At 72.2% G+C, this 16,254-nt stretch carries 13 protein-coding genes; 9 read left to right on the plus strand and 4 right to left on the minus strand.

Annotated features, from left to right (window positions below):
• Positions 1–5: 5 nt before the first annotated feature.
• The 3 genes from ispD to FHR97_RS10100 all read right to left on the minus strand — a co-directional run bounded on the left by ispD (position 6) and on the right by FHR97_RS10100 (position 2,291).
• Complete coding sequence (gene ispD, locus FHR97_RS10090) at positions 6–728, minus strand: 2-C-methyl-D-erythritol 4-phosphate cytidylyltransferase (protein WP_183383659.1); 723 nt, start codon at positions 726–728, stop codon at positions 6–8.
• Positions 725–1,030: a cell division protein FtsB gene (gene ftsB, locus FHR97_RS10095; protein WP_183383660.1), complete on the minus strand. Its 306-nt coding sequence runs from the start codon at positions 1,028–1,030 to the stop codon at positions 725–727. Before ftsB ends, ispD begins: the two co-directional genes overlap by 4 nt.
• Before the next feature lie 121 nt (positions 1,031–1,151).
• Positions 1,152–2,291 carry a GNAT family N-acetyltransferase gene (locus FHR97_RS10100; protein ID WP_183383661.1) on the minus strand — a complete coding sequence of 380 codons (1,140 nt, stop codon included), beginning with the start codon at positions 2,289–2,291 and terminating at the stop codon, positions 1,152–1,154.
• Between the two features lie 230 nt (positions 2,292–2,521).
• Here FHR97_RS10100 and edd point away from each other — a divergent pair, with 230 nt between their 5' ends.
• The 5 genes from edd to FHR97_RS10125 all read left to right on the plus strand — a co-directional run bounded on the left by edd (position 2,522) and on the right by FHR97_RS10125 (position 8,811).
• Positions 2,522–4,408, plus strand: a complete 1,887-nt coding sequence (gene edd / locus FHR97_RS10105) for a phosphogluconate dehydratase (RefSeq protein WP_183383662.1) — start codon at positions 2,522–2,524, stop codon at positions 4,406–4,408.
• Between the two features lie 381 nt (positions 4,409–4,789).
• Positions 4,790–5,758 (plus strand): glucokinase, encoded by a 969-nt coding sequence (glk, locus tag FHR97_RS10110; protein ID WP_183383663.1) that lies wholly within the window; start codon positions 4,790–4,792, stop codon positions 5,756–5,758.
• A gap of 182 nt (positions 5,759–5,940) precedes the next feature.
• Positions 5,941–6,945 carry an aldose epimerase family protein gene (locus FHR97_RS10115; RefSeq protein WP_183383664.1) on the plus strand — a complete coding sequence of 335 codons (1,005 nt, stop codon included), beginning with the start codon at positions 5,941–5,943 and terminating at the stop codon, positions 6,943–6,945.
• Positions 6,942–7,820: an aldo/keto reductase gene (locus FHR97_RS10120; RefSeq protein ID WP_183383665.1), complete on the plus strand. Its 879-nt coding sequence runs from the start codon at positions 6,942–6,944 to the stop codon at positions 7,818–7,820. The genes FHR97_RS10115 and FHR97_RS10120 overlap by 4 nt, the downstream gene beginning before the upstream one ends.
• Before the next feature lie 40 nt (positions 7,821–7,860).
• A complete protein-coding gene (locus FHR97_RS10125) occupies positions 7,861–8,811 on the plus strand; it encodes a carbohydrate kinase family protein (RefSeq protein WP_183383666.1) in 951 nt (316 codons plus the stop codon).
• 9 nt (positions 8,812–8,820) lie between these two features.
• Here the strand turns inward: FHR97_RS10125 and cra are convergent, their stop codons facing one another.
• Entirely contained in the window at positions 8,821–9,804 is a 984-nt protein-coding gene (gene cra, locus FHR97_RS10130; protein WP_183383667.1) for a catabolite repressor/activator, read from the minus strand.
• Positions 9,805–10,036: 232 nt separating this feature from the next.
• Between cra and ptsP the strand changes: the two genes are divergently transcribed.
• From ptsP to FHR97_RS10150, 4 genes are all read left to right on the plus strand, one after another.
• Complete coding sequence (gene ptsP / locus FHR97_RS10135; protein ID WP_183383668.1) at positions 10,037–12,901, plus strand: phosphoenolpyruvate--protein phosphotransferase; 2,865 nt, start codon at positions 10,037–10,039, stop codon at positions 12,899–12,901.
• Complete coding sequence (gene pfkB / locus FHR97_RS10140; RefSeq protein WP_183383669.1) at positions 12,901–13,875, plus strand: 1-phosphofructokinase; 975 nt, start codon at positions 12,901–12,903, stop codon at positions 13,873–13,875. Before ptsP ends, pfkB begins: the two co-directional genes overlap by 1 nt.
• Positions 13,872–15,620 carry a PTS fructose-like transporter subunit IIB gene (locus FHR97_RS10145; protein WP_183383670.1) on the plus strand — a complete coding sequence of 583 codons (1,749 nt, stop codon included), beginning with the start codon at positions 13,872–13,874 and terminating at the stop codon, positions 15,618–15,620. The genes pfkB and FHR97_RS10145 overlap by 4 nt, the downstream gene beginning before the upstream one ends.
• A 26-nt stretch (positions 15,621–15,646) precedes the next feature.
• Positions 15,647–16,254, plus strand: a 608-nt coding sequence (locus tag FHR97_RS10150) for a glucose-6-phosphate isomerase (RefSeq protein ID WP_484494473.1), incomplete at its 3' end; no start/stop codon positions are given.

Here is a 16,254-nt window from a genome sequence, read left to right on the forward strand (position 1 = left end):
CCTCGTCAGCGTGGTTTCGGGTCATGGGAAGAGGCAGCGGCCTGGGCGGCGAGAATCAGCTCGGCCAGGGCCAGGTCCTCGGGATGGGTGATCTTGAGGTTGTCGCGACGGGCGCCGATCAGGCGTGGTGCCATGCCCAGGGCCTCCACCGCCGAGGCCTCGTCGGTCACGGCGACCCCGTGCTCGGCGGCCGCGGCCAGGGCTCGACGCAACAGCCCATAGGGGAACCCCTGGGGCGTCTGGGCATGCCAGAGACCCGCCCGGGGCTCGGTGCCGCGCACCCGGCCGGCGCCGTCGTCACGCTTCATGGTGTCGGCCACCGGGGCGGCCAGCAGCGCCCCCACCGGGTCCTCGACCACCGCCGCGTGGAGACGGCGCAGGTCGTCGACGGTCACGCAGGGTCGCGCCACGTCGTGCACCAGCACCGGGTCCTCGTCGGCGGCGTCCCCGGCGATGGCCATCAGGGCATTGACCACCGAATCGACCCGCTCGGCGCCCCCGGGGACCCGCCGCCAGTCGGCGAAGGGCACCCAGGCCGGATCGAAGCGCCCATCCTCGGGGTCCAGGCACAGGCACAGCCGGGCCCGGGGAAAGGCCAGGTGGAGGCGCTGCAGGGTGCGGGCCAGTACCGGCGCGCCGGCCAGGGGCAGGTACTGCTTGGGGCGGTCCGCGCCCATGCGCCTTCCCTGCCCCGCCGCGGGCACCACCAGCCAGGGCGTCTCGCTCAAGGCGCCGGCCCTCCCCGGGCATCGCTCCCGGCATCGGGCACCCAGAAGAACTGCTCGTCGCGGCGCACCATGCCGACGTCGCTGCGCGCCCGCTCCTCGATGGCATCCAGCCCGGTCTTGAGGTCGACCACCTCGGCGGCGAGCCGGGCGTTGCGCGCCCGCAGGGGCGCATTCTCGGCTTCCAGGGCGGCGACCCGCTGGCGCACCTCGGCCAGCTCGCGCAGGCCGCTTTCGCCGAGCCACAGGCGATACTGCAGCAACGCCAGCAGGGCGATGAGCACGATGGCCAACCATTTGAGCATGCGGCGGATCCGTCACCAGGTCTTCGATGGCGGCTAGTATGCCATCTTCCCCCGCCGGCCTCATCCACGAAACCGTCTCGAGCGCCATCCTCGTCGCGCGGCGAGGCCCCCTGCACCCGACTCAGGGCGTGGCGCGAAACGGCAGGGCGGCCCGGCTGGCCGCGACATAGGCCTCGACATGCCCGCGCTCCTCGGCGCAGAAGCGCGCCACCCCCGCCCGCAGGCGGGGGTCGGCGATATGGTGGAGCGAGGTCAGCCGGCGCGGCGCGAAGCCGCGGGTCAGCTTGTGCTCGCCCTGGGTACCGGGGTCGAAGAGGGTCAGGCCGCGGGCCAGGCAGTGCTCGATGCCCTGGTAGTAGCAGGCCTCGAAGTGCAGGCCGTCGGCCAGCACCTCGCTGCCCCAGTAGCGGCCGTACAGGGTCCGGCGGCCCTGCAGGCAGAGGGCCGCCGCCACCGGCGCGCCCTCGAGGCGCGCCTGGACCAGCAGCAGCGCCTCGGGCATGGCGCGGCGCAACCGGGCGAAGAACTCCGCGTTGAGGTAGCCGTGCCGGCCGCGCTCCAGGTAGGTGAGCTGGTAGCAGCGGAAGAAGTGCGCCAGGTCGGCGTCGCCGATGGCCTCGCCCTCCAGGCGATGCAGGGTCAGCCCCTGCTCGGCGACCCGGCGGCGCTCGCGGCGGATGGCCTTGCGCCGCTTCGAGGTCAGGGCGGCGAGGAAGCCCGCGAAGTCTCCGTAGCCCCGGTCCCGCCACTGGAACTGCACGCCGTGGCGCGGGATCAGCTCGGGGCAGGCCGCCTGCCAGGCGGCCACCTCGGCCGGCTCGGCGAACAGCAGGTGCCAGCTCGACAGCTCGCCCGTCTCCCAGGCCTCGGCCAGCCGCCGTCGGGCCGCCAGCGGATCGACGTCCGCGGCCAGCGCCAGGCGCGGCCCCGGGGCCGGCGTGAAGGGGATCGCGCTGAGCCCCTTGGGGTAGTAGCGTCCGCCGGCCCGCTCCCAGGCCTCGGCCCAGGCCCAATCGAAGACGTACTCGCCGAAGGAGTGGAACTTGTGGTAGTGCGGCAACAGCCCCACCAGGCTCTCGCCTCGCCACAGGGTCAGGTGGCGAGGCACCCAGCCGGAGGCCGGGCTCACCGCCCCGCTGGCCTCCAGGGCATGCAGGAACTCGTGGCGCAGGAAGGGGTGATCGTCGCCCACCAGGGCGTTCCAGGACGCGGCGGGCACCGCCTCGACGGCGGGCAGCTCGGTGAGACGCAGTCGGCTCATGGAGGCTCCCGGCTGGGGCCGGCTGACAAGACGCCGGCGGAACGCCTACATTGTGCCCAGACCCCCTGCCGCCCTGCCACCCCGCCTGAAGGTCACTGGCGTCGCGTCGCCGAGGCCCAGGATAAGTAAAATAATTACAACTATGGCCGCATAGGCCTACAAAACGCGATCATTCGGCGGTAAGTTTGTTAAACTTACTAGAAATATCCTTTCCCTTGCCGAGGTGCCCCATGGCTCAAGCTTCCACGCCACTCAACGCCACCGTCCAGCAGGTCACCCAGCGCATCCGTGAGCGCAGCGCCGAGCGCCGCGCGCTCTACGAGGAGCGCATGGCCGACCAGCACAAGCGCGGCGTGCATCGCGCCGAGCTCTCCTGCGGCAACCTGGCCCACGGCTTCGCCGCCTGCGGCAGCGAAGACAAGAATTCGCTGAAGCTGATGAACAGCGCCAACCTGGGCATCATCTCCTCCTACAACGACATGCTCTCGGCCCACCAGCCGCTGGAGACCTTCCCGGAAACCATCAAGGCCGCCGCCCGCGCCATGGGCTCCACCGCCCAGTTCGCCGGCGGCGTGCCGGCCATGTGCGACGGCGTCACCCAGGGTCAGCCGGGCATGGAGCTGTCGCTGTTCTCCCGGGACGTGATCGCCATGGCCACCGCCGTGGGGCTGTCCCACAACATGTTCGACGCCGCCCTCTACCTGGGCGTGTGCGACAAGATCGTCCCGGGGCTGTTCATCGCCGCGGCGCGCTTCGGCCACCTGCCGGCCATGTTCGTGCCCGCCGGCCCCATGCCCAGCGGCCTGCCCAACAAGGAGAAGGCGCGCATCCGCCAGCTGTTCGCCGAGGGCAAGGCGAGCCGCGAGGACCTGCTGGAGGCCGAATCCGAGTCCTATCACAGCCCCGGCACCTGCACCTTCTACGGTACCGCCAACTCCAACCAGCTGATGATGGAGATGATGGGCCTGCATCTGCCGGGCACCTCCTTCGTCAACCCGGGCACCGAGATGCGCGAGGCGCTGACCCGCTTCGCCACCGAGCAGGCGGTCCGCAACACCGAGCCGGGAGGCGACTACCGCCCCTTCTACAAGCAGATCGACGAGCGCGCCATCGTCAACGCCGTGGTGGGCCTGCTGGCCTCCGGCGGCTCCACCAACCACACCATGCACCTGGTGGCCATGGCCGCCGCGGCGGGCATCACCCTGACCTGGGAGGACTTCACCGACCTCTCCGCGGTGACCCCCAGCCTGATGCAGGTCTATCCCAACGGCCAGGCCGACATCAACCACTTCCAGGCCGCCGGCGGCATGGCCTACCTGATCCGCGAGCTGCTCGACGCCGGCCTGATCCACGGTGACATCCCCACGGTGTTCGGTACCGACATGACCGCCTACACCCAGGAGCCCTTCCTCGAGGACGGCAAGCTGGTGTGGCGCGAGGGCCCGGCGGAGAGCCTCGATACCGAGGTGCTGCGCAGCGTGGCGGCCCCGTTCGCCGCCACCGGCGGGCTCACCGTGCTCGACGGCAACCTGGGCCGCGGGGTGATCAAGGTCTCGGCGGTGGCCGAGGAGCATCGCGTGGTGGAGGCCCCGGTCAAGCTCTTCGAAGACCAGAACGAGATGAAGGCCGCCTTCGAGGCCGGCGAGCTGGATCGCGACGTCATCGCCGTGGTGCGCTTCCAGGGCCCCAAGGCCAACGGCATGCCCGAACTGCACAAGCTGACCCCCTACCTCGGCGTGCTCCAGGATCGCGGCTACAAGGTGGCGCTGGTCACCGACGGGCGCATGTCCGGTGCCTCCGGCAAGGTGCCGGCGGCCATCCACATGAGCCCCGAGGCGCTGGACGGCGGCCCCCTGGCCAAGCTGCGCGACGGCGACGTGGTGCGCCTGGACGCCAACGCCGGCACCCTGGAGGCCAGGGTGGACGCCCATGTCTGGGCCGATCGCACACAGTACGTCGCCGAACTGGATCACTATCACGTCGGCCTGGGCCGCGAGCTGTTCGCCGGCTTCCGCCACCTGGCGATGCGCGGCGAGGAAGGCGCCGGGGTCTTCGGCGGCTTCGAGGCCGACGACCTGGCCCGCCAGGCCGGCCTGATCCATGACCTGGACGCCTGAGGGACTCCGTCAAAACCCGACTATTGGAGGCGGGCCTTTCCGGCGACAAGCCTTCGCGAGGGCGCTGTGAACCCTTCCCTGGGCGCTACCGTTGCCCTGTGGCGCTAAAGCATCCTGCGCCGCTTGCAGGGCCTGGGTTGGCCATCCTTGGCCAACCCGCTCGGCGGGAAGAACATTCACTGGATGTTCTTCACTTTCCGCCTCGCCCATGGCAAAGGACCCTCGCTTCGCCTTGTCCCCGGCGCCCATGGCCCTGGAGCGAGAAAATGTTCTCCAAGGCTCCCCCGGTAGGTGAGACCATCGAGAGGGGCGGCACCATGGCAGGCATGCCGGTGATGCCCCAGCGCCGATCGCCCCTGAACGAACACTCGAGACGAACCCATGACCCGACCTGCCTTGATCGGTGATATCGGTGGCACCAACGCGCGCCTCGCGCTGGTGACGCCGGGCGCCGTCGACCCCCACGACATCCAGAGCCTGCCCTGCGCCGACTACCCGGGCCCGGTGGCGGCGATCCGCGACTACCTGACGCGGGTCGGCGCCGTCGGCGACGACGCCCCCCGGGAGGCCTGCCTGGCCTTCGCCTGCCCGGTCCACGGCGAGCACGTGACGATGACCAACAACCACTGGGACTTCACCCGGACGGAGGTCCAGCGGGCCCTGGACCTACGGCTGTTCAAGGTCATCAACGACTTCATGGCCCAGGCGCTGGGGGTGCCCCACGTCGCCGCCGACCAGCTGGTGTCCCTCCAGGTCGGCGAGGCGGCGCCCCATGCCGCCCGCCTGGTGATCGGCCCCGGCACCGGCCTCGGCGTGGCCGGGGTCTTCCCCGGCCGGCACGCCTGGATCCCGCTGCCCACCGAGGGCGGCCACGTGACCTTCGCCCCCACCGACGAACGCGAGCAGAACCTGCTGCGCCACTTCCGCAACCGCTACGGCCGGATCTCGGTGGAGCGGCTGCTGTGCGGCCAGGGCCTGCTGGATCTCTACCTCGCCCACTGCTCGCTGAAGGGCGCACCACCCCGCTACGCCACTCCCGCCGAGGTCACCGAGGCGGCCGGCAGCGGCGACGGCGTGGCCCGTGATACCCTGCTGCGTTTCCTGAAGATTCTCGGCGACGTCAGCGGCGATGCCGCGCTCACCCTCGGCGCCCGGGGCGGGGTCTATCTGTGCGGCGGCATCCTGCCCCGCCTGCTCGACTGGTTGCCGGAGAGCCGCTTCCTCGAGGCCTTCGCCGCCAAGGGCCGCATGAGCGCCTACACCGGCCAGATCCCCGTCCAGGTGGTGACCGCCCCCTGGACGGGCCTGCTGGGCGCCGCCGAGGCCCTGCACAATGAAGAGGTCGAATAGCAGCCTGTCGGACTTAACACTGATCTACTACGAATCCCGGTCTTTCGGCCAACTTGATTCGATCCATTGCGTTAAATAGCGGGCTATTCGCCTCAATGGATCGATAAATTTGACTCGAAATCCGCGATTCTCGTGACGATCGGTCAAGCCCGACAGGCTGCTAGCTCAACGGAGGAGGTACTATGATTCCCGCATCCCTGCGCGCCCTGCTGGACGCCACCGATGGCCAGCGCCGTGTCGACTGGGCCGGCCGCGAGGTCTGGCTGGCCAGGGAGCCCTGGGGCGAACTCGCCGTGTCGCTCCAGGGCGCCCAGGTCCTGCACTATCTTCCGGCGCCCGAAGCCGCGCCAGCTGAGGGCTCCTTACCTTTCGCCGGCGCCCCGGACGGTCCCGAAGACGCGCGCGCTGAAGGCTCTCTTCCGGCCCCGGCGGTCGGCGCCACCCAGTCCCCGGAAGGCCTGGTCCCCGGCGGCTGGCTGTGGGTCACGCCCACCCCCCAGGCCTTGCCCGGCGCCATCCGGGGCGGCATCCCGCTGTGCTGGCCGTGGTTCGCCGACGAGCGCACCGCCGACGAGTCGCCGGACCGCTCCGGCCCCATGCACGGCCCGGCGCGCAAGGCCGACTGGCGCCTCGAGGCCGTGGACGAGCACGAGGAGGGGCTTGAGCTGCACCTCTCCCCGGTCGAGCGGCTGCACTCCCAGCTGGTCCCCCGGGCGGTGATCCAGGCCAACGCCCAGCGCCTGCACGTCGAGCTGATCACCGAGCACGTCGGCGAGACGCCGGTGAAGATCACCGGCGCCCTGCACAGCTACCTGGCGGTGGCCGAGGCCCACGCCTGCCGGGTGGAGGGGCTGGCCGGCGCCCGCTACCTGGACAAGCTGGCCGACTTCGCCGAGCGCGAGCAGCAGGGCGAGCTGGGCGTGCGCGGCGGCCTGGACCGCATCTACCACAGCAATGCCGAGCTGGTCCTCGACGACGGCCGACGCCGGCTGCGTGTCGCCCGCCAGGGCAGCGACTCGGCGGTGGTCTGGCATCCCGGCGATGCCCTGCCCGACGACACCGCCGCCGCGGCGGGCCGGCACTTCCTGTGCATCGAGTCGGCCAACACCCGGCTCGACCCGGTGTGGCTGGTGCCCGGCGCCCAGCACCTGCTGGGCACCACCCTGTCCCTGGCGAGTGACGCATGAGCGACGCCCCCGCGACCTTCGACGTGCCCTTCGCGCTGGGGATGATGGCCCTGCACGAGACGCCGGCATTGCATGCCCCCGGCGCCCTGGCCGACTGGCTCGAGGCGCGCCTCGACCAGGGCCTGTGCTGGTTCGACCACGCCGACATCTACGGCGACCGGGCCGGCGAGACGCTGTTCGGCGACGCCCTGCGCGCCCGCCCCGGCCTGGCGAAGCGGGTCCGGGTGGTGACCAAGACCGGCATCGTCACCCCCGAGCGCGATGCCTCGCCCTTCGCCGTCAAGCACTACGACAGCTCGGCGGCCTACGTGACCCGGGCCATCGACGATGCCCTGCAGCGCCTGGGCGTGGAGCGCCTGGATCACTTCCTGCTCCATCGCCCGGATCCGCTGATGGAGGCCGAGGCCACCGGCCGCGCCCTGGACGACGCCATCGCCGCCGGCAAGCTCGGCGCCGCCGGGGTCTCGAACTTCCTGCCCGAGGCCTGGCGCCGGCTGCAGGCCGCCATGGACAAGCGCCTGGCGGCCCACCAGTTGGAACTCTCCCTGGCGCATCCGCAGCCGCTGCTCGACGGCCTCTTCGATGCCCTGGTCGGCGACGGCCAGGCCCCCATGGCCTGGTCGCCGCTGGGCGGCGGACGGGTGCTGACCGGCCCGGCCCGCCCCCGGCTGCTGTCCCAGGCCGAGGGATTCGGCGTGACCCCCGCCGGGCTGGCACTGGCCTGGGTTCGTGCCCTGCCCGGCCGCCCCCTGCCGGTCATCGGTAGCCTCAAGTCCGAGCGCATCGAGACGCTGTGCCGGGACGCCGAGCTCGAGCTGCCGCGTCCGGCCTGGTTCGCCCTGCTCGAGGCGGCCCGCGGCCACGCGGTGGCCTGACCCCCATGCTCCCTATCCACCACTCGATCAGGAGACAACCATGACCCCGGTGATCGCTTTCGGCGAGGCCCTCGTCGACATGCTCTCCAGCCGCCTCGGGGAAACCCGGGACGGGCCGGAGACCTTCACCCCCTATGCCGGCGGGGCCCCCGCCAACGTGGCCGTGGCCTGCGCGCGCCTGGGGGTGCCCAGCCGCTTCCTCGGCATGCTGGGCGATGATCACTTCGGCGACTTCATCGCCGGCGAACTCGCCGGCCATGGGGTCGACCTCTCCGGGGTGGCGCGGACCCGCGAGGCGCGCACGGCGCTGGCCTTCGTCTCGCGGGATGCCCAGGGGGAGCGGACCTTCGACTTCTACCGCCCGCCCGCCGCCGACCTGCTCTACCGGCTCGAGCACCTGCCGGCGGGGGTCTTCGCCGAGCCGGCCATCCTCCACCTGTGCAGCAACAGCCTCACCGAGCCGGCCATCGCCGAGACCACCCTGGCCATGGCGGAGACGGCCACCCGGGCCGGCTGCCTGGTCAGCGTCGACGCCAACCTGCGCCACAACCTCTGGCCCGACGACCAGGTGGACATCGGCCTGGTGACCCGGCTGCTCGACGCCGCCGACCTGCTCAAGCTGTCCCGGGAGGAGCTCGACTTCCTGCGCGGCGACCACCCCGAGGCGACCTGGCTGGCCGAGCGCCTGGCGGCGGGGGTCAGGCTCGCCGTGATCACCGACGGCGGCGGCGCCGTGCGCGCCGAAGGGGTGGGCATGTCGCTGGCCGTCACGCCGCCTTCCGTGCAGGCCGTCGACACGACCGCCGGCGGCGACGCCTTTATCGGCGGGCTGCTGGCCAGCCTGGCGGAGGCAGGGCTCCATGAGGACTGGCACCGCGACACCGAGCGCCTCGAGGCGGCGCTGGCCTTCGCCTGCCGCTGCGGCGCCCACGCCGTCACCCGCCCCGGCAGCTACGTCGCCCTGCCGACCCGCGACGACCTGAGCGCCTGAACGAGGGGCTCAGGCCGAGCGCCACCTCATCAGCCGCGGGATGATCTCGCGTCCCGCGTGATACTCGCCTCGCGAGGCCGCCAGGGCACAGCTCAGTGTCGCCGCCGCGATGCGCACGTGATCCTGCACCGCCGAGTTGACCGGCAGCGGCAGGAAGTCGAGCAGCCGGCTGTCGCCGAAGGTGGCCAGGCGCAGCCCGGGCGGCAGCCCTCCGGCCTCCAGCAGGGTGTCCAGGACCCCGTCGAACAGCGAGTAGGAAGCCGTGACCAGGGCGTCCGGCGCACCGTGCTCGTCGAGCAGCGAGCGCATCAACCGTGCGCCCTCGGCGCGGTCGTAGCGCTCCCCGCCGAGCATGATCGCCTCCCGCTCGCGGCCGTCGAGGGCCTGCTGGAAGCCGGCGCGGCGCTCCTGGCTGATCGACAGCCAGGGCACCGCATCCAGCCAGGCGATGCGCGACACCGAGGCGTCCAGCACCGACCGGGTCAACTGGTCGGCGGCCTCGCTGTCGTTGCTGACCACGCTGGCGAAGCGGCGCGGGTCGAAGCCCCGGTCGACGGCCACCACCGGCAGGCCCTCCGCCTGCAACTCGCCGTAGAAGGGATCCTCCATCGACAGGCAGCTGGCGGTGATCAACACCTCGCAGCGCTGGGCCCGCAGCGCCAGGGCCAGGTCGCGCTCGGCCTCGGGGCGGTCGTCGGAGCCCGCGATCAGCAACTGGTAGCCCTGCTCCCGGGCGCCGCGCTCCATGAGCTTGGCCAGCCGCGCGTAGGTGGCGTTCTCCAGGTCGGGAATGATCAGGCCCAGGGTGCGGCTGGAACCTCGCCGCAGCGCCGCCGCCTGGGGATCGACCCGGTAGCGGTGCTGACGCACCACCGCCATGACCCTGTCGACCGTTTCCCGGCTGATGCGGCGTTCCCCGGCCTGGCCGTTGATGACATAACTGGCCGTGGTCCGCGAGACCCCGGCCAGACGAGCGATTTCGGCGAGTGTCATGGTCTACCCCTTGAGATGTTGGGGGGATTCTACGCCGGACCGCCGCCCGCCTGCCCCCTGCCAAAGTCGTAGACGATCGACCTTGCCAAGCAAGATGAATCGATCCAGCATTCAGTTAAGCACAGGTGACACGATTCACCCAAGGGAGCTCGACTAGAGTGAAACGCGATTGCAACGCCCTTCGGGCCCAGGATTGCCCCGGCGTCGCACCCTCGACGAACCGGAGACGCCCATGTTGACGCTCAGCCAGGACGACATCCTGCTCGGCTGCCAGGCAGAGAACTGGCGCGCCGCGCTGGACCAGGCCGCCGACTCACTGCACGCGGCGGGTCTGGTGGCCCCTGCCTATCGGGATGGCCTCTATGACCGGGAGGCCCAGTCCTCCACCTTCCTCGGCAATGCCATCGCCATCCCCCACGGCACCGCGGAGAGCCGCAGCCATGTCCGCGCCACCGGCGTCCGGGTGCTGCAGTTCCCCGCCGGACTCGAGTGGCACGACGGCAACCGGGTCCACGTGCTGGTGACGATCGCCGCCCAGAGCGACGAGCACCTGGATATCCTGCGCCAGCTGACCCACGTGCTGGACAAGGACGGCATGGCCGAGCGCCTGGCCGAGGCCGACACCCCGGCCGAGGTCGCCGGCCTGCTGTCGAAGGCGGTGGTCGAGGCCCGCCTCGACGCCGAGACCCTCTGCCTGGGCTTCCCCGCCCGCGACCACCAGGAGTTGGCCCTGGCCGGTGCCGCCCGGCTGCGCCAGGCCGGCTGCGTGACCAGCGAGTTCGTCGCCGCCCTGGCCGAGACCTCGCCGCGCTCCCTCGGCCAGGGCCTGTGGCTGGCAACCAGCGATCGCGGCGTCGAGGTGCCGGCGCTGTCGCTGGCCACCCCGGCCACGGCCCTGGCAACGGACGCGGGCGAGGTCGCCGGCGTCTTCTGCCTGGCCGCCCAGGGCGAGGCCCATCGCGGCCTGCTGGAGCGGATCCTCGCGCTGCTCGAGAGCGAGGCGGGCGGCACGCTGCACGAGGCCGATGCCGCCACCCTGCTGGCCCGCCTCGCCGGCGAGTCCGCCACCGCCAGCAGCCGCCTCGCCCGAGTGCTCAACGCCCACGGCCTGCATGCCCGTCCGGCCAAGCAGCTGGTCCAGGAGGCCCGCGCCCAGGGCATCGCGATCCGCGTCCGCCTGGCCGAGGGCGGTGGCGAGGCCGTCTCCGCGACCAGCCTGACCAAGATCATCAACCTCGGCGCCCGGCGCGGCCAGCAACTGGCCTTCTCCGCCGAGGGCGAGGGAGCCGACGCCGCCCTGGAGGCGCTCTGTCGGGCCGTGGCAGGCGGCCTCGGCGAGCAGGTCATGCCCTTCGACGCGAGCCGCGAGACCGTCGCCCCGGACGAGGACGCGCCGGCGCCGGAGCCGCTGCCGGCCGACCAGGCCCATGCCGCGGTGGCGGCCTCGCCGGGCCTGGCCATCGCCCCGGCCTTCGTGCTGACCACGCCGCACTTCGACTACCCGGCCCGCGCCGCCGATCCCGCCGCCGAGAACCGCCGCCTCGACGCGGCGATCCGCGAGGGGGAAGAGCAGCTCGAGGCGCTGGTCCAGCAGGCCCGCGGCGGCGAGGTGGCCCAGATCCTCTCCATGCACGAGGAGATGCTCGGCGACCCGGAACTGCACCAGGCCGCCCGGGAGGGCATCGCCGAGGGCGCCTCCGCCGAGGCCGGCTGGTGGGAGGCCATCGACACCGCCGCCCGCGCCCAGGAGAGGCTCGCCGACCGCCTGCTCGCCGAGCGTGCCGCCGACCTGCGCGATGTCGGCCGGCGGGTGCTGGGCATCCTCTGCCGGGTCGAGTTGCCCGAGCCGCCGGACCATCCCTATATCCTGGTGACCGATGACATCGGTCCCTCCGACGTGGCCCGCCTCGACACCAGCCGCGTACGCGGCCTGCTCACGGCGAGGGGCGGTGCGACCGCCCATAGCGCCATCCTCGCCCGGGCGCTCGGCATTCCCGCCGTGGTGGGCGCCGGTCCCCGGGTGCTGACCCTGGACAACGGCACCGAGCTGATCCTCGACGGCGAGCGTGGTCGCGTCACCCCCGCCCCCGGCGACGAGCGCCGCCGCGCCGCCGAGCAACGCCTGGCCGAGCGCCGGCGCCGCGAGGCCGAGGCCTGGGAGGCCCGCTTCACCGAGGCGCGCACCCGCTGCGGGCACCGGGTCGAGGTGGCCGCCAACCTGGGCAACACCGCCCACGCCGCCGATGCCGTGGAACGCGGCGCCGAGGGCATCGGCCTGCTGCGCACCGAGTTCCTGTTCATGGCCCATGCCCAGGTCCCGGACCTGGAGACCCAGATCGCCGAGTACCGCGAGGCCCTCGACGCCCTGGACGGTCGCCCGCTGGTGGCCCGCACCCTCGACGTGGGCGGCGACAAGCCACTGCCCTACTGGCCGGTGCCCCAGGAGGCCAACCCCTTCCTCGGCCTGCGCGGCATCCGCCTGGCGCTGACCCGCCCCGAGGTGCTGGAGACCCAGTTGAAGGCACTGCTGATGGCCGCCGTCGGCCAGCCGCTGCGCGTCATGCTGCCGATGGTCAAGGACATCGCCGAGTTCCGCACGGTCCGCGCCATCGTCGACCGCCTGCTGGAGGAGATTCCCGCTGGCGAGCGCACCACCGACCTGCAACTGGGGGTGATGATCGAGGTGCCCTCCTGCGCCCTGCTGGCCCCCAGCCTGGCCGCCGAGGTCGACTTCTTCTCGGTGGGCACCAACGACCTGACCCAGTACACCCTGGCCATCGACCGCGACCACCCCGAGCTCTCCGCCCAGGCCGACGGCCTGCATCCGGCGGTGCTGCGGCTGATCGAGATGACCGTCATGGCCGCCCATGCCCGGGGCAAGTGGGTCGGGGTGTGCGGCGAGCTGGCCTCCGACGCCACCGCCGTGCCGGTGCTGGTCGGCCTGGGCGTCGATGAGCTGTCGGTCAGCGCCCGCCAGGTGCCGCTGGTCAAGGCCCGCCTGCGCGAGTTCGACCTCGAGGAGGCCCGGGCCCAGGCCGGGATCGCCCTGGCCCAGGCCACCAGCGAGGCGGCACGCGACGCCCTGGAGGCCCGCTGATGGCTCGCATCCTGACCCTGACCCTGAACCCGGCCCTGGACCTCTCGGTAGCGCTGGCGAAGCTGGTGCCCGGCGAGGTCAACCGGACCCACGAGACTCACCTCGAGGCCGCCGGCAAGGGGGTCAACGTGGCCCGGGTGCTGGTCACCCTCGGCCACGAGGTATGCGTCTCGGGCTTCCTCGGCGCCGACAATGACGGCCCCTTCCTGCGCGCCTTCGAGGCGCTGGGCGTGGAGGACGCCTTCCTGCGGGTGCCCGGCGAGACCCGCATCAACGCCAAGCTCGCCGAGGCCGACGGCCGGGTCACCGACATCAACGGCCCCGGGACCGCCATCGACGCCGAGGCCTGGCAGCGCCTGCTCGCCTGGCTCGAGGCCCTGGCCGTCGATTCCCGCCGCCGTCCCGCGGCCGTGGTGGTGGCCGGCAGCCTGCCGCCGGGGGTCGGCCCCGCGGACCTGGCCGAGCTGGTCACCCGGCTGCGCGGGGCCGACCTGCCGGTGTGGGTCGACACCAGTGGCGAGGCGCTCGAGGCCGCCATCGCCGCCGGCCCCACCGCGGTCAAGCCCAACGAGCACGAGCTGGCGGCCTGGGCCGGCCACGACCTGACCAGCGAGGCGGCACGCCTCGAGGCCGCCCGCCGGCTGCACGCCGCCGGGATCGAGGAGGCCCTGATCTCCGCCGGCCCGGACGGGGTGCTGTGGATCAGCCGGCGCGGCGCCTGGCAGGCCCTGCCCCCGCGCCTGGCGGTGGCCAGCACGGTGGGCGCCGGCGACACCCTGGTGGCCGCCATGCTGCACGGCGTGCTCGACGGCCAGGCCCCCGAGCCGGTGCTGCGGCTGGCCACCGCGCTTTCCGCCGAATCCGTCCGGCATGTCGGCGTGGGCGATGCTCGCGCCACGGATTTCCCGCAACTCCAACAACAGACCCGCGTCCACCGCCTCGGCGGCCTCGACGCAGGGGGAGAGCTCGCATGAACGCCATCATCATCACCGCCTGCCCCAGCGGCATGGCCACCACCTTCCTCGCCGCCCGGCGCCTCGAGCAGGCCGCCGGCCGCCTCGGCTGGCAGACCCACGTGGAAATGCACGGCGAGCTCGAGCCCGTCCAGCCGGCCGATGCCGAGGCCATCGCCGCCGCCGACCTGGTGGTGGTCGCCGCCGATCAGGTGCCCGCGCCACAGCGCTTCGAAGGCAAGCGGCTCTACCGGGCGCCCATCGACCAGGCCCTGCCCGATCCCCGGGCCTTCCTCGAGCGCGCCGAGCGCGAGGCCCGGCCCTATGCCCCGCAGCCCGAGGCGCCGGTCGCCGCCCCGGCCAAGGCCGGCGACGGCCGCCGCATCGTCGCCGTCACCGCCTGCCCGACCGGGGTGGCGCACACCTTCATGGCCGCGGAGGCGCTGGCCGAGGCCGGCAGGGCCCTGGGCCACGCGATCCGCGTGGAGACCCAGGGCTCGGTGGGTGCCCAGGACCAGCTCAGCGACGACGAGATCCGCGACGCCGACGTGGTGATCCTGGCCTGCGACATCGAGGTCGACCCCACCCGCTTCGCCGGCAAGCGGGTCTACCGCACCTCCACCGGCAACGCCCTCAAGAAGCCGCGCCCGACCATCGAGGCGGCGCTGGCCGAGGCCGAGGTCGAGGATGCCGCCGGCGCCGGGGCCGGCGAGGGCGAGCGCAAGAAGAGCGTCAAGGAGAAGGGCGTCTACAAGCACCTGCTGACCGGGGTGTCCTTCATGCTGCCCATGGTGGTCGCCGGGGGCCTGCTGATCGCGCTGTCCTTCGTGTTCGGCATCGAGGCCTTCAAGGAGGAAGGGACGCTGGCCGCGGCGCTGATGGAGATCGGCGGCGGCACCGCCTTCGCCCTGATGATCCCGGTGCTGGCCGGCTACATCGCCTACTCCATCGCCGACCGGCCGGGGATCGCGCCGGGGATGATCGGCGGCATGCTGGCCTCGAACATCGGCGCCGGCTTCATCGGCGGGATCCTCGCCGGCTTCCTGGCCGGCTACGCCGCCAAGGCGGTGACCCGCTACGTCAAGCTGCCGGCCAGCGTCGAGTCGCTCAAGCCGATCCTGATCATCCCGCTGCTGGCCAGCCTGGTCACCGGCCTCACGATGATCTACATCGTCGGCGAGCCGGTCGCCGCCCTGCTTGCCGCCCTGACCACCTTCCTCGAGAACATGGGCTCCGCCAACGCCGTGCTGCTGGGCATCCTGCTCGGTTCCATGATGTGCTTCGACCTCGGCGGGCCGGTCAACAAGGCCGCCTATACCTTCGGCGTGGGCCTGCTGGCCTCGGAGACCTACGCCCCCATGGCGGCGATCATGGCCGCCGGCATGGTGCCGGCCATCGGCATGGGCATCGCCAGCCTGGTCGCCAAGTCGAAGTTCTCCGAGCCCGAGCGCGAGGCCGGCAAGGCCTCCCTGGTGCTGGGTTGCTGCTTCATCACCGAGGGGGCCATTCCCTTCGCCGCCAAGGACCCGTTGCGGGTGATCCCGGCCAGCATGGTGGGCGGTGCCGTGACCGGCGCCCTGTCCATGCTGGTCGGCGCCAAGCTGATGGCGCCCCACGGCGGCATCTTCGTGCTGCTGATCCCCAACGCCATCACCCCCGTGGTGTGGTACCTGGCGGCCATCGTCGCCGGCGCCCTGATCACCGGCCTGGGCTATGCCGCGCTCAAGCGCGGCGACCAGCCGGTCGCGGTCGAGGCCAGCGCCTGAGCCGCCCGTTCCCGGAGGAGAACCCCATGTTCCAGCTCACCCGCAGCATCACCTGGCAGGCGCTGACGCGCCTGCAGGCCGACACCGCCGGCGACCGCATCCACGACTACTTCGCCGCCGACCCGAAGCGCTTCGACAAGATGAGCCTGCGCGTCGGCGGGCTCTTCCTCGACTACTCCAAGCATCTCATCTCCGATGCCGTGCTCGACACCCTCCTCGAGCTCGCCGACCACTCGGCGCTGGTGCAGCGCCGCGCCCAGATGTTCTCCGGCGACATCATCAACGTCACCGAGGACCGCCCGGTGCTGCACACCGCCCTGCGCAACCTCGGCGAGGGCCCGCTGATGGTCGACGGCCAGGACGTGATGCCCGAGATCCACCGCACCCGCGAGCAGATCCAGCGCTTCTCCGAGGCGGTGCGCAGCGGCGAGTGGAAGGGCCACAGCGGCCAGCGCATCCGCGACGTGGTCAACATCGGCATCGGCGGCTCCGACCTCGGCCCCAACATGGCCTGCCGGGCGCTGCTCAAGCACCGTCACCCCGAGCTCAACTTCCACTTCGTCTCCAACGTCGACGGCACCCATATCCAGAAGGTGCTGTCGCGCCTCGACCCGGCCACCACCCTGTTCATCGT

This window comes from Halomonas stenophila (assembly GCF_014192275.1).
GTDB classification, from domain to species: domain Bacteria; phylum Pseudomonadota; class Gammaproteobacteria; order Pseudomonadales; family Halomonadaceae; genus Halomonas; species Halomonas stenophila.

Coding starts and splice junctions, on each gene's coding strand:
- ftsB (WP_183383660.1), bottom strand. CDS start 1,030: ATGCTCAAATGGTTGGCCATCGTGCTCATCGCCCTGCTGGCGTTGCTG.
- FHR97_RS10100 (WP_183383661.1), bottom strand. CDS start 2,291: ATGAGCCGACTGCGTCTCACCGAGCTGCCCGCCGTCGAGGCGGTGCCC.
- edd (WP_183383662.1), top strand. CDS start 2,522: ATGGCTCAAGCTTCCACGCCACTCAACGCCACCGTCCAGCAGGTCACC.
- glk (WP_183383663.1), top strand. CDS start 4,790: ATGACCCGACCTGCCTTGATCGGTGATATCGGTGGCACCAACGCGCGC.
- FHR97_RS10115 (WP_183383664.1), top strand. CDS start 5,941: ATGATTCCCGCATCCCTGCGCGCCCTGCTGGACGCCACCGATGGCCAG.
- FHR97_RS10120 (WP_183383665.1), top strand. CDS start 6,942: ATGAGCGACGCCCCCGCGACCTTCGACGTGCCCTTCGCGCTGGGGATG.
- FHR97_RS10125 (WP_183383666.1), top strand. CDS start 7,861: ATGACCCCGGTGATCGCTTTCGGCGAGGCCCTCGTCGACATGCTCTCC.
- cra (WP_183383667.1), bottom strand. CDS start 9,804: ATGACACTCGCCGAAATCGCTCGTCTGGCCGGGGTCTCGCGGACCACG.
- ptsP (WP_183383668.1), top strand. CDS start 10,037: ATGTTGACGCTCAGCCAGGACGACATCCTGCTCGGCTGCCAGGCAGAG.
- pfkB (WP_183383669.1), top strand. CDS start 12,901: ATGGCTCGCATCCTGACCCTGACCCTGAACCCGGCCCTGGACCTCTCG.
- FHR97_RS10145 (WP_183383670.1), top strand. CDS start 13,872: ATGAACGCCATCATCATCACCGCCTGCCCCAGCGGCATGGCCACCACC.